Origin of the sequence: Pseudomonas sp. RA_105y_Pfl2_P56 (assembly GCF_963970845.1) — a bacterium.
Classification (GTDB): Bacteria; Pseudomonadota; Gammaproteobacteria; order Pseudomonadales; family Pseudomonadaceae; genus Aquipseudomonas; species Aquipseudomonas baetica_A.
This window is the reverse complement of the sequence record NZ_CAXAPL010000004.1, coordinates 80,157-92,296: the sequence shown is the minus strand read 5'-3', so window position 1 is coordinate 92,296 and position 12,140 is coordinate 80,157. Positions and strand designations below refer to the sequence as shown.

Below are 12,140 nucleotides of genomic sequence, written 5' to 3'. Positions count from 1 at the left end.
GGCAAACCCGCGATGGCGTCCTGACAGGCGCTGTAGATTTACTTGCTTGGCTTGACGGTCACCGGCGCCTTGCCCGCCTTCATCTGCTCAAGCAGCGGCGCACACTGATTCGGCTCTGCGCCACTGGGCGCCACCAACGCCAGCAGCCCTGCCGCCGGTGCAGCAATCACCCCCAACGCCACCATCCCCGCCCCGCGCAGCAACAGCGGCACCGCTTTGACCCCGGCATCGGGCTTGATGAACTTGCCACGCACATACAGCGGCGAGCGCAGCGAGATCAGACGCCAGCCCTTGGATTCGGGGGTCACCGTCAGGTCCAGTTGCTCGGTGGCCATGTTCGCTGTGCCGTCGACGTAAATGATCGCGTTCTCGGTATCAAAGACAAACAGTCGCGTGGTCGCCAAACCGGTCTTGATGTCGAAGTCCGCCGCCGCGCAGTTGATCTTCACTTCCTTGTCGCCAAAGATCTTGCCGACCACGTAGTTGCCGACGTTGAGACCGGCCAGCTCCATCAACTCACGACTGATCGCGCCGTCGTTGATCAGCATCTTCAGGCTGCCGTTGGCGCCGCCCAGCAACTTGGCAACCGAGTTGCCGCGACCACTGATATCGGCATCGCCATTGAGCTCACCAAAACTGGTCTTCATGGGCTCAAACGTCGGGAACAGTTCCTTGAGTTTGAACTTGCGCGCAGTCAATCTGGCCCGGCCTTCCAAAGGTTCGGTGCGCCCGTTGAGGCGGATCTGTGCGTCGAGATTGCCGCCCGCGACGCCGAAGCGCAGCGGTTCCAGGCTGAGCTCACCGTCATCGAGTTACAGATGGGTATAGAGGTCGGTGAGCGGCAGTTTTTCACTGTGGACGATGCGCTTGCCGGTGAATTCAACATCCGCGTCCATCGCCCGCCAGCGGTCGGTCTTGAATGCCTCGACCGGCAGCACTTTATCGGCCGGTTGCTTGCTCTCGCCGCCCCGGGCCTTTTGCTTGTCATTGGCGTCAGCACCGATCAACGGCGCGAGGTCAGCGAACAGCAATTGATTGGATACCAGCGCGCCGCTGAGTTTTGGCCGTGGCTGGCTGGCGATGTAGGTCAGGTCGCCATGGATGTCGCTGCCGCCGATCTTGCCGTTGAATTGCTCATAGGTGAATGTCGCGCCCGCCGCGTCATGCAGCTTGGCGATCAGATGGCCGTCGGTTGCATACGGGGGCGTATCCGGCAGGGTCACGCCGGTCAGCGGGTAGAGGTTGCCGAGGCTGGCACCGGCCAGTTTCAGGCGCAGGTCGAGGGCGCCGAGGTTGAGCGGGTCGGTCAGGGTGCCGGCCAATTCAATGCGGGTGTCGCCGATTTTCGCCTGAGCTTGCAGCGGGAACGGTTTGCTCGCGTCCTGCAACGCCAACAACCCGCCGATCTTGCCTTGGCCGGTGAGGTTCTGGCCGTGATATTGGCCGTTGACCTTCAACGCGAACGCGTAGTCTTGTGGCGCGCCGCCCTTGTCCTGTGCGGTTTTGGCGGCTTTATCACCGACGATTTCGCTGAACGGAATCGGCTTGCCCAGCGGATCGATCAGCACATCCAGCTTGGTCTTGAGGGTTTGATCATCAAGCGTCACATGGCCCTTGTCGAAACCGATGGCGCCGATATCGACCACCCAGTTCGACGGTTCGGCATTCGGGTCCTTGGGATCAAACGTGAACGTCCAGTTGGCCCGGCCATCGGCCAGGCGTTGCAGCTCAGCGTTGGGCTCGGTCAGGTCGATGCGCGGGATGACCACACGTTGCGCCAACAGCGCCAGAGGCGAGATGCGCAGCTCAACGCGCTTGAGCGTGACCATCTGCGGCGTCTTCGACCAGCCCGGATTGCCCAGGCTCAAGTCCTCGGCGACTACATGCGGCCAGGGTATCCAGGCACGCCAGCCCCCTTCATCCGGTTCACGCTGCCAGATCACCGCCAGGTTGCCGTTAATGGCAAATGGTCGATGCAGTTCTTGCGAGACTTTGGCATTGAGCGGCGGTTTGATCCGGTTCCAGTCGAAGAACACGATGATCAGGACCAGCACGGCCAAGAGCAGTACAAGGGTGGCGAAGGTCCAACTGAAGATTTTTCCGGTGCGCGTCATGCACAAAGCTCCTGATGACGACCGCACGCCCACATCACGGCGAACGGCTGAAACGGCGGGCCAAAGCGGCCCTCATGAATTCTGTGACTGGCAAAAGGCCCGCAGGTTTAATCGAAAGCCGGATCTGGGCGGAAAAAGCCACGCAAATCTGACCGATTGGTCGAACAGCGTTACCGCCCCCGCACTTTTGTGAGGCGCAAGTGGGTCGAAAATACCCACCAAGGTGCAAAACCGTCACCCTGAAAGGCCCGTTCTAGAGCCTCCCGTCAGAACAATCAATTCTGTTGATTATTACCATTGCGTTTATGAACTTTTATATCGACTTATCGAGAGTAGCATTGCCCTCGTACCCACTTTATCGCCCTCCCAAGGAGCAACCCATCATGAAACGCCAATTACTGCTCAGCCTTACCCTGTCGATGCTAGCCAGCACTGCTTTCGCCCTGCCCGCTGCCGAACAGGCGACTCCACAAGTCAAAACCAGCTACTCCGTGTTCAGCCAGACCGTTGCTGCTGACGGTTCCGACCGCACGCCACAAGGCCAGACCCTGGCTGAAGATGGCTACGACAAAACTCCACAAGGCCAGGCGCTCGCCGAAAACGGTCGCAACCGCCTTGAACAAAAAGGCCTGGTTGAAGACGGTTACGACAAAACCCCACAAGGCCAGGCGCTCGCCGAAGGTGGTGGTGACCGTGTGATCGAACGCAACGCCGCTTTAAGCTAAGCCCGTGGTGGCCTGGAAAAAAAGCCCAATTCCCCGATTGGGCTTTTGACTTTTCAGCCACAGCGTTAAAGAAGTCGCGATTTCCCTCCGTTGCATCCCCGCTGCCGTTCGACGCCGATAAAGCCGATTTGCTAGAGTGCGGCGCTTGTCCTGCCAAAGAACACGTCCTGCGATGCTGCCCCGCGCTGAACAGAAACAACAGACCCGCAACGCCCTGATGGACGCTGCCCGCCACTTGATGGAAAGCGGCCGAGGATTCGGCAGCCTGAGCCTGCGCGAAGTGACGAAAACCGCCGGAATCGTGCCCACCGGTTTCTATCGGCATTTTGCCGATATGGACGAATTGGGCTTGGTGCTGGTGAGTGAAGTCGGCCAGACCTTCCGCGAGACCATCCGCTTGGTGCGCCACAACGAATTCGTCATGGGCGGCATTATCGATGCGTCGGTGCGCATCTTTCTTGATGTGGTCAGCGCCAACCGTTCGCAATTTCTGTTTCTGGCCCGTGAGCAGTACGGCGGCTCGCAACCGGTGCGACAGGCGATTGGCCGCTTGCGCGAAAACATCAGCGCAGACCTGGCGGCTGACCTTGGGCTGATGCCCAAGCTTCAGCACCTGGACGCAGCCGGCCTGAGCGTGATGGCCGACCTGATCGTCAAATCCGTTTTCGCCACCCTGCCGGACATCATCGACCCGCCCGCCGAAGCCTTGCCGGAGCATCTGACGCCTCAGGCGAAGATCACCCAGCAATTGCGCTTCATCTTTATCGGTCTCAAGCACTGGCAAGGGCTGGGCAGTACCGAATAACCCTCCTCCCTCCAAATAGTCATACATCTCCTGTGGGAGGGGGCTTGCTCCCGAATGCAGTGTGCCCGTCGAAACATGCCTGCCTGACACACCGCTTTCGGGAGCAAGCCCCCTCCCACAATTGGATCAGCGTCTCGGCCTCCATTTGGTGCATGTAAAAATCTTCATGCACCAAAACCTCTCAAATTCCCGCAACATCTTGAAACATCCACTACGCTCCGACAGGGATTTCCTACATCTCGTCCGATTGGCAAGCCCCTTGCTCTAGCCTGAGTATTGTCCACTGCTGGAAGCTTTCCGATGCTGGTGATTCATCGCAGAATCGACCCTCAACCCCTCTGGGCCGCCGAGTTGCACCTGACCTTCGAAGCACGGAGCAAAAGCCGTTTGCGCTGTTTCAGTGCCGAAGGTGAAGACGTCGGGTTGTTTTTGGAGCGCGGTCAGGCACCGCTGTATGACGGCGAATGCCTACAGGCTGAAGACGGACGCATCGTTCGAGTTTGCGCCCGCCCCGAACAACTGCTGCACGTCACCTGCGCCAATGCCTTTGAACTGACCCGCGCCGCTTACCACTTGGGCAATCGCCACGTTGCCCTGCAAGTCGGCGAGGGCTGGCTGCGTTTGCTCGATGATTACGTGCTCAAGGCGATGCTCGAGCAACTCGGCGCGCAGGTCGAAGCCATCGAAGCGCCGTTCCAGCCGGAGCACGGTGCCTACGGCGGCGGCCATCACCATTCGCGCCACGGCGACGAAGACTTCAACTACGCGCCCAAACTCCACCAGTTCGGCGTGCGTCTGTGAATCCGGCCTGGGCGCTGTTGCGCCTGGCCAGTCCGCAATTGCCGATTGGCGGCTACAGCTATTCCCAAGGCCTGGAAATGGCGGTGGATAACGGCCGGGTCAACAACCCGGACAGCGCTCGCCGCTGGATCAGTGATCAGTTGCTGCTCAACCTCGCCCGATTCGAAGCGCCGCTGCTGCTCGCCCATTGTCAGGCCGCGGCGGATGAAAACTGGGGCGAACTGCTGCAGATCTGCGAAACCCACCGCGCCAGCCGTGAGACCCGCGAGTTGCATCTGGAGAGCCGGCAGATGGGTTACTCGTTGCAGCAACTGCTCAACGGCTTGCCGGAACTGGACGCACCCGCACGCGATTTTCTTGAGCAGTGCACCGAACCGCATCTGGCCCTCGGCTGGGCGCTGGCCGCCCGTGCCTGGGGCATCAGCCCGCAGGACGCCCTCGCCGCGTGGCTGTGGAGCTGGCTGGAAAACCAGCTGGCCGTTCTGATGAAAACCCTGCCGCTGGGCCAGCAAGCCGCCCAGCGCCTGACCAGCGAACTGCTGCCGCTGCTGCAACAGGCACAGCAGGACGCCACCCGAATCAACCCCGAACACATCGGCAGCGCCGCGTTCGGTCTGTCCCTGGCGTGCATGGCCCATGAGCGCCAGTACAGCCGCCTGTTCCGTTCCTAGGGCCCGTTATTTTGGAGAAGCATATGAACACACAACCTCTGCGCGTCGGCATCGGCGGCCCGGTCGGTTCCGGCAAAACCGCATTGACCCTGGCCCTGTGTCTGGCACTGCGCGAGCGCTACAACCTCGCCGTGGTCACCAATGACATCTATACCCGCGAAGACGCCGATTTTCTGGTGCGCAATGAAGCCCTGGCACCGGAGCGGATCATCGGCGTGGAAACCGGTGGCTGCCCGCACACGGCGATCCGCGAGGACGCCTCGATCAACCTCGAAGCGGTCGATCAACTGAACCGACGCTTCCCGGGGCTGGATCTGATTCTGGTGGAGTCCGGCGGCGACAACCTCTCGGCGACGTTCAGCCCGGAACTGTCCGACCTGACGATCTACGTGATCGATGTTTCGGCCGGCGACAAGCTGCCACGCAAGGGCGGGCCGGGTATTTGCAAGTCCGACCTGCTGGTGATCAACAAGATCGATCTCGCCCCGCTGGTCGGCGCCTCGCTGGACATGATGGACAGCGACACAAAACGCATGCGCAACGGCAAGCCGTTTGTGTTCAGCAACCAGAAAACCGGTCAGGGCCTGGAAGCGATCATCGCCTTCATTGAACGCCAGGGCCTGCTGACCGCAGCCTGATTCACTTATCAACAAGGAAGCTTATCCATGACATTCAAACGTATTCTGGGCGCCCTGGCGCTGCTGCTGACCCCCGCGCTGGCCTTTGCTCACCCAGGGCATGGCGACAGTGGCTTGATCGCGGGTATCAGCCATCCGATGGGCGGCCTCGATCATTTGCTGGCGATGATTGCCGTCGGTTTGTGGGCGGCTCAGCAGCAAGGCGCGGCGCGTTGGGCGCTGCCGTGCACCTTCGTCGGCACCATGTTGATCGGCGGCATGCTCGGTTTTGAAGGGCTGGAGTTGCCGGCACTGGAAAGCGGGATTGCGGCGTCGGTGCTGGCGCTGGGCCTGGCGGTTGCGCTGGCGGTGCGTCCGCCATTGGTGATGGCGGTGGCGGCGACGGCGTTGTTTGCGCTGTTCCATGGTGTCGCGCATGGCCTGGAGTTGCCGGACATGTCGAGTCCCTGGGCGTATGCGACGGGATTTGTGGCGGCGACCGCTGCGCTGCATGCCGCTGGTTATGCGGTGGTTCGTTTTCTGCCTCAGGCTGCTGCGCCGCTGGTGCGCCTGGCGGGTGCTGCTTCGGCGGTGACGGGTGCGTGGTTGCTGGCCGGTTGATTTCTATCGCCTGAGCAGGCCCCTTCGCGAGCAAGCCCACAGGTTTTGTGTTTACCCTAAATCCATGGTGGGAGCGGGCTTGCTCGCGAAGACGGCCGATCAGACACCGCATCGCTCCCCCCATGCTGTCTGCTACCATGTCGCGCAATCGCCCCAGCCGTGACGACGTCCGCCCATGCCCCTCGCTTCCCGCTCCAAGTCCCTGCCTGAATTGACCGCCCTGTTCAGCGACGTGCAACAGCATTTCGTCAACGTGATCGTGCCCCTCTGGCAAGGCCCGGGCTGGAACGCCGACATGGCGCTGCCTTACGAGGCGCTGGACGCCGCGCATCAGCCGCTGCCACCGCAACGCTATCGGGCGATGGCCTGCGCGCGACAGCTATATCTGTTTTCCAGCCTGATCGGGGTTGTGGATAACGCCGAAGATCGCGCGGCCGCGCTGTTTCGCTCGCTGCAACGACACTTCCACGATGGCGAACATGGCGGCTGGTTCTACAGCATTGATCCACAGGGCAAACCGCTGGATCAGCGCAAGGATCTCTATACCCACGCCTTTATCCTGTTCGCCTGCGCACATTACTGGGACAAGTCCCGTGAGCCGCTGGTGGAGTCGACGCTCAATGCCGCACTGGAAATCATCGGCCGCCGTTTTGCGACCGGTGACGGCTTGTACGAAGCGTGCCTTGAGCGCGACTGGATCACCCTGCAAACCGGCCCGTTGCAGAACCCGCTTATGCACTTGGCCGAAGCCTTTCTCGCGACCTTGTCAGTGCGTGAAGACGCGGCAACGCAACAAGCGCTCGTTGAGTTATGCACAGCCATGCACAAGCGGTTCATCGATCCACAACATGGCGTGTTGATGGAGAAACCGCTCGGGGCTGTGGATAACTGGTACGAGCCGGGGCACCAGTTCGAGTGGTACTTCCTGCTGCAATCCTCGGCGCTGTTGCGCGGCTCGAAACTGCATTCGGCGCTGGACAAGGCGTTCGCGTTTACCGAGCAATTCGGTGTGCAGCAGCCGTGCGGCGCCGTGCGGGCGATGCTTGATCTGGAACTGGACGGACGCCCGAAAGATTCGACTCAACGGATCTGGGCGCAGGCCGAATATCTGCGGGCGCTGACCTTACGCCCCAACAGCGAGGCTGTGGTGCTGCATCAATTGCAAGCATTGCAACAGCGCTTTCTGCATGCCGGTGGCTGGCATGAGTGCCGCGATGAACAAGGTGACGTCAGCCGCAAGGACATGCCTTCGACGACGCCCTATCACCTTGCGACCTGCTACAGCGGACTGGCGGCCTATCTTCGTTGATGGGCTGCCTGTGACCTGTGCCAAGCGTGCTCGCTCGGCACAGGCTGCTGGCTCTAAACCTTGTTGCGCTCGATGGCAAAATCCGCCCAGGTCTGGCTCACCGGCATCAGCTCAAGGCTGTTGATGTTGATGTGCGCCGGCGCATTCATGACCCAGAAAATCGTCTCGGCGATGTCCTGCGGCTGGATCGGCTCGGCACCGGCGTAGGTCGCGTTGTAACGCTCCTGATCGCCGGCAAAACGCACCAGCGAAAACTCGCTTTCACACAGCCCCGGCTCAATGTTGCTGACCCGCACACCCGTGCCCTGCAAGTCGCAACGCAGGTTCAGCGAGAACTGCTTAACGAACGCCTTGGTCGCGCCGTACACATGGCTGCCCGGATACGGATAGTTGCCGGCGATAGAACCAAGATTGACGATGCCAGCGCCACGACCGTGGGCGATCAGGCGCGGCAGCAGCAAACGCGTGGCGTACATCAGGCCTTTGACGTTGGTGTCGACCATCGTGTCCCAGTCATCCAGATCGCATTTCGGCGCAGGGTCGACGCCCAGCGCCAGACCGGCGTTGTTGATCAGGCCACGCAGCTTGGCGAACGATGGCGGCAGGTTGGCAATCGCCGCCTCCATCGCCTTGCGATCACGCACATCGAGCACCAGGCCATGCACTTCGGTTTGCCTGGACAGTTCGGCGCACAGGGCATTGAGGCGTTCTTCACGACGGCCGGTCAGCACCAGTTTCCAGCCAGCCTCGGCAAAACGGCGGGCACAGGCTTCACCAAAACCGGACGTCGCGCCGGTGATAAACAGGGTGTTGGACATCGTGTTCTCCTTGCTTCGGCCGCCAAGGCAGCCCTTGAAATAGAAAATCAGGTGGCAGCATGCCCGGCCTCGCAATCACGAGCAACACTCGCGAACTGTGCAAAAAACAACCAGCAGCGCCAACGCTATAGCGAACGTGGCTTGTAGCCATGTGCACGCACCTTATCCACAGGCCCTTCCACAGTTTCCGGGGGCAAGTGGAAACGCGTAAAGCCTCGCCACACAAGGCTTTGCGGGACGAATAGAAAGTTTTTTGCTTGACCCTGAAGCGGCAGATGTGCGGGACATGGCATTTTGCACGACCGAGCAGTCACCGCGATGATTGCGCGAAGCCAGTCATTACGCCGCTTAGCGGAGTCTTTCCAGAGTTTAATCACAGACTTATCCACAGCCTGACCAACCTCGGGTCGACGGCAATACACGCCCCATAAAAAGGTTGACAACGGCGTCTGTCACTCACGCAAAAAAGCCTGATCAAAAAACAATCACACGCCTGAAAGCCACGGTTTCAAAGGCTCGCAGCCAGCTACTACCACGTTATTCACAGCCGGCTCCACAGCAAACGGGGACAAGTCAAAACTGTGGAAAAACAGCCAATTGCAGCGTCTATATGTCGCGCTTTGGCAGGTTGGGGAGTTTGTTTTCCACAATTCTGGAACTTGCGCATATCAACTGCGGGAGCGAGCTTGCGCCCACAAGGGGCTGTGGTGGTTCGAGGAATGAAAAAGCCCCGGGACTTGCGTCGCCAGGGCTGTGTGTATCTGGGGATAACTCAGTGCCCGCCCAGATAGGCGTTACGCACCTCCTCGTTCACCAGCAACTCTTTCCCCGTACCCGTGAGGCGAATCTCGCCGTTGACCATCACATACGCCCGATCCGACAGCTTCAGCGCATGGTTGGCGTTCTGCTCGACGAGGAAAATGGTCATGCCGGTTTTCGCCAGCTCGCGCAGAGTGGCGAAAATCTGCTTCACCACAATCGGCGCCAGGCCCAGGCTCGGCTCATCGAGCAGCAACAACTTCGGCCGGCTCATCAACGCGCGGGCGATGGCGAGCATCTGCTGTTCGCCGCCGGACATGGTCATCGCTCGCTGATTGCGCCGTTCTTCAAGCCGTGGAAACAGCGTGAACATGCGCTGCATATCCTCTTTGGCGTGTTTGTCGCCAATCGGGATGGTGCCCATCAACAGGTTTTCCTCGACGGTCATGTCGGGGAACACCCGTCGTCCTTCTGGCGACTGCGCGATGCCGTTGGAGGCGATGTAGTGCGAAGACTTGTGGGTAATGTCGACGCCTTGATAGAGGATCTGCCCGCTCGCCGCTCGCGGCTGGCCGAAGATCGACATCAGCAACGTCGACTTGCCCGCGCCGTTGGAGCCAATCAGGCTGACGGTTTCGCCTTCATTGATCTGCAGCGAAACACCCTTGAGTGCCTGGATCGGACCGTAGAACACGTCGAGGTCTTTGAGTTCGAGGATCGGTTGAGTCATACCAGCTCCTCTTCGTCGGCGCCCAGATAGGCGGCAATCACTTTTGGATCATTACGGATGGCTTCGGGCCCGCCCTCGGCGATAACGATACCGTGGTCCAGCACCACAATGTGGTCGGAAATGCTCATGACCATGCCCATGTCGTGTTCGATCAGCACCACGGTCAGATCGTGCTCGTCGCGCAGCAGCCGGATCATCGCGCTCAGCGCTTCGGTTTCCTGAGGGTTGAGGCCGGCGGCCGGTTCGTCGAGACAGATGATCTGCGGCCGTGTGCACATGGCCCGGGCGATCTCCAGTCGGCGTTGCTGGCCGTAGGAGAGCTCACCGGCCAGACGGTTGGCGCAGTCCACCAGATCGACCACTTCCAGCCAATAGAACGCACAATCGAGCGCGTCGCTTTCGGATTTGCGATAGCCCTTGGTGTTGAGGATGCCGGCCAGCATGTTGCGGTTGACCCACATGTGCTGGGCCACCAGCAGGTTTTCCAGTACCGACATTTCCTTGAACAGGCGAATATTCTGGAACGTGCGGGCCAGGCCTGCGCGGTTCACCAGATGGGTGCCACCGAACATCTTGTAGTACAGACGGCTGAGGAAGCTTTTCGGCGAAACGAAATCGGTCGGTTTGAACGACTCGCCCAGCAATTGAATGACGTTGGTCTTCTGGCCGCGCACATTGAGTTCGATCTTGCCACCGGAGGCTTTGTAGAACCCGGTCAGGCAGTTGAACACCGTGGTCTTGCCGGCGCCATTGGGGCCGATCAGCGCGAAGATCGAATTGCGTTTGACCTTCAGGCTGACATCGCTCAACGCCTTGATGCCACCAAAATGCATCATCAGTTTTTCAACAGAGAGTACGACTTCACTCATGGCGCAGTCCTCTCGTAGTGAATGGCACCTTTGCGTGGAGTGACCCCGGAACGGCTGATGCGGATCAGCCCTCGTGGTCGCCAGATCATCATCAACACCATCAGGATGCCGAACAGCAGCACGCGATATTCGGCGAAGCCGCGCAGCAGTTCCGGGGCCACCGTGAGCACGAACGCCGCAATCACCACACCGATGGTCGAGCCCATGCCGCCGAGCACGACAATGGCCAGGATCAGCGCCGACTCGAAGAAGGTAAACGAGGTCGGGTTGACGAAACCTTGGTAGGTCGCGAAAAACACACCGGCCAGACCGGCCGTCGACGCACCGATGGTGAACGCCGACAGTTTGACCAGTACGTGGTTCAGGCCCATCGAACGGCAAGCGATTTCATCTTCACGCAAAGCTTCCCAGGCGCGGCCGACCGGCATCTTCACCAGACGATGCTTGATGTACAGCACGGCCAGCACCACCAGGAACAACACCGCGTAAATGAAGTAATACTTCACGTCAGAGTTGTAGGCGATGCCGAAGAACTCGTGAAACGGTATCCCACCCTCCTTCGCCCGTTTGCCGAACTCCAGACCGAAAAAGGTCGGCAGCGGTGCCGACATGCCATTCGGGCCGCCCGTCAGGGACAACCAGTTGTTGAGGATCAGACGAATGATTTCACCGAAGCCCAGGGTCACGATTGCCAGATAGTCGCCATGCAGGCGCAAGACCGGGAAACCGAGGATACAGCCGGCAAGGCCAGCCGTGATCGCCGCCAGCGGCAGCACGGTCCAGAAGCCCAGACCGAGATACTGGTAACCCAGCGCCAGCCCGTAGGCACCGATGGCGTAGAACGCCACGTAACCCAGATCGAGCAAACCGGCCAGGCCCACTACGATGTTCAGGCCCAAGCCCAGCAACACGTAAATCAACCCGAGGATGACCACGCCAAGCAGGTAGGAGTTAGAGAAGAACGGCACGGCCACGGCCAGCAGAATCAGTAACGGGATGATCCAGCGCAGGCTTGATTTGTGATCGGCTGGCAGCACATGCACGCCGGAACTGGTGCTCTCGAATCCGTCGAGAATCTTCAGCCCCTTGGGCGTTTGCAGGAACAGGCTGAGGGCAAATCGGCCAACCATGACGATGGCGATAATCCACGCCACACGGGTCGGTTCGAGGTTGAAACTGTAGCCGTCGAGTACGACGCCGACAATCGGGCCAAACACGACCAAGGCAATGAGGCCGGCAAGAATCGACTCAACCAGGCTTTTTTTGATATCGATATTTTTTTGAGTGGTTGAAGACATCGC

Annotated in this window: 11 protein-coding genes and 1 pseudogene; 7 read left to right on the top strand and 5 right to left on the bottom strand. The window is 60.0% G+C overall.

Going from position 1 to position 12,140, the window contains the following annotated elements:
- Positions 1-38: 38 nt before the first annotated feature.
- Positions 39-2,114, bottom strand: a pseudogene (locus tag AACY11_RS04435) (AsmA family protein).
- Between the two features lie 383 nt (positions 2,115-2,497).
- Here AACY11_RS04435 and AACY11_RS04430 point away from each other — a divergent pair.
- The 7 genes from AACY11_RS04430 (at position 2,498) to AACY11_RS04400 (ending at position 7,663) form a co-directional block, all read left to right on the top strand.
- Positions 2,498-2,839, top strand: a complete 342-nt coding sequence (locus AACY11_RS04430; protein WP_339431802.1) for a hypothetical protein — start codon at positions 2,498-2,500, stop codon at positions 2,837-2,839.
- Positions 2,840-3,011: 172 nt separating this feature from the next.
- Entirely contained in the window at positions 3,012-3,644 is a 633-nt protein-coding gene (locus tag AACY11_RS04425; RefSeq protein ID WP_339431801.1) for a TetR family transcriptional regulator, read from the top strand.
- Positions 3,645-3,944: 300 nt separating this feature from the next.
- The gene (gene ureE / locus AACY11_RS04420; RefSeq protein WP_339431800.1) at positions 3,945-4,445 is read left to right on the top strand and encodes an urease accessory protein UreE; all 501 of its coding nucleotides are present in this window, start codon (positions 3,945-3,947) and stop codon (positions 4,443-4,445) included.
- Positions 4,442-5,116, top strand: coding sequence for an urease accessory protein UreF (locus AACY11_RS04415; RefSeq protein ID WP_339431799.1), 675 nt, complete (start codon positions 4,442-4,444; stop codon positions 5,114-5,116). Before ureE ends, AACY11_RS04415 begins: the two co-directional genes overlap by 4 nt.
- Before the next feature lie 23 nt (positions 5,117-5,139).
- The gene (gene ureG, locus AACY11_RS04410) at positions 5,140-5,754 is read left to right on the top strand and encodes an urease accessory protein UreG (protein ID WP_339431798.1); all 615 of its coding nucleotides are present in this window, start codon (positions 5,140-5,142) and stop codon (positions 5,752-5,754) included.
- Between the two features lie 27 nt (positions 5,755-5,781).
- On the top strand, positions 5,782-6,354 hold the full coding sequence (locus AACY11_RS04405; protein ID WP_339431797.1) for a HupE/UreJ family protein: 573 nt from the start codon (positions 5,782-5,784) through the stop codon (positions 6,352-6,354).
- Between the two features lie 175 nt (positions 6,355-6,529).
- Positions 6,530-7,663, top strand: a complete 1,134-nt coding sequence (locus AACY11_RS04400) for an AGE family epimerase/isomerase (protein WP_339493952.1) — start codon at positions 6,530-6,532, stop codon at positions 7,661-7,663.
- A gap of 53 nt (positions 7,664-7,716) precedes the next feature.
- Here the strand turns inward: AACY11_RS04400 and AACY11_RS04395 are convergent, their stop codons facing one another.
- The 4 genes from AACY11_RS04395 to livM all read right to left on the bottom strand — a co-directional run bounded on the left by AACY11_RS04395 (position 7,717) and on the right by livM (position 12,137).
- Positions 7,717-8,481, bottom strand: a complete 765-nt coding sequence (locus AACY11_RS04395) for an SDR family oxidoreductase (protein ID WP_339493950.1) — start codon at positions 8,479-8,481, stop codon at positions 7,717-7,719.
- A gap of 772 nt (positions 8,482-9,253) precedes the next feature.
- The gene (locus AACY11_RS04390) at positions 9,254-9,970 is read right to left on the bottom strand and encodes an ABC transporter ATP-binding protein (protein ID WP_339431794.1); all 717 of its coding nucleotides are present in this window, start codon (positions 9,968-9,970) and stop codon (positions 9,254-9,256) included.
- On the bottom strand, positions 9,967-10,839 hold the full coding sequence (locus tag AACY11_RS04385) for an ABC transporter ATP-binding protein (RefSeq protein ID WP_339431793.1): 873 nt from the start codon (positions 10,837-10,839) through the stop codon (positions 9,967-9,969). Before AACY11_RS04385 ends, AACY11_RS04390 begins: the two co-directional genes overlap by 4 nt.
- Entirely contained in the window at positions 10,836-12,137 is a 1,302-nt protein-coding gene (livM, locus tag AACY11_RS04380; protein WP_339493948.1) for a high-affinity branched-chain amino acid ABC transporter permease LivM, read from the bottom strand. Before livM ends, AACY11_RS04385 begins: the two co-directional genes overlap by 4 nt.
- Positions 12,138-12,140: the final 3 nt, after the last annotated feature.

Coding starts and splice junctions, on each gene's coding strand:
- AACY11_RS04430 (WP_339431802.1), top strand. CDS start 2,498: ATGAAACGCCAATTACTGCTCAGCCTTACCCTGTCGATGCTAGCCAGC.
- AACY11_RS04425 (WP_339431801.1), top strand. CDS start 3,012: ATGCTGCCCCGCGCTGAACAGAAACAACAGACCCGCAACGCCCTGATG.
- ureE (WP_339431800.1), top strand. CDS start 3,945: ATGCTGGTGATTCATCGCAGAATCGACCCTCAACCCCTCTGGGCCGCC.
- ureG (WP_339431798.1), top strand. CDS start 5,140: ATGAACACACAACCTCTGCGCGTCGGCATCGGCGGCCCGGTCGGTTCC.
- AACY11_RS04405 (WP_339431797.1), top strand. CDS start 5,782: ATGACATTCAAACGTATTCTGGGCGCCCTGGCGCTGCTGCTGACCCCC.
- AACY11_RS04400 (WP_339493952.1), top strand. CDS start 6,530: ATGCCCCTCGCTTCCCGCTCCAAGTCCCTGCCTGAATTGACCGCCCTG.
- AACY11_RS04395 (WP_339493950.1), bottom strand. CDS start 8,481: ATGTCCAACACCCTGTTTATCACCGGCGCGACGTCCGGTTTTGGTGAA.
- AACY11_RS04390 (WP_339431794.1), bottom strand. CDS start 9,970: ATGACTCAACCGATCCTCGAACTCAAAGACCTCGACGTGTTCTACGGT.
- AACY11_RS04385 (WP_339431793.1), bottom strand. CDS start 10,839: ATGAGTGAAGTCGTACTCTCTGTTGAAAAACTGATGATGCATTTTGGT.
- livM (WP_339493948.1), bottom strand. CDS start 12,137: ATGTCTTCAACCACTCAAAAAAATATCGATATCAAAAAAAGCCTGGTT.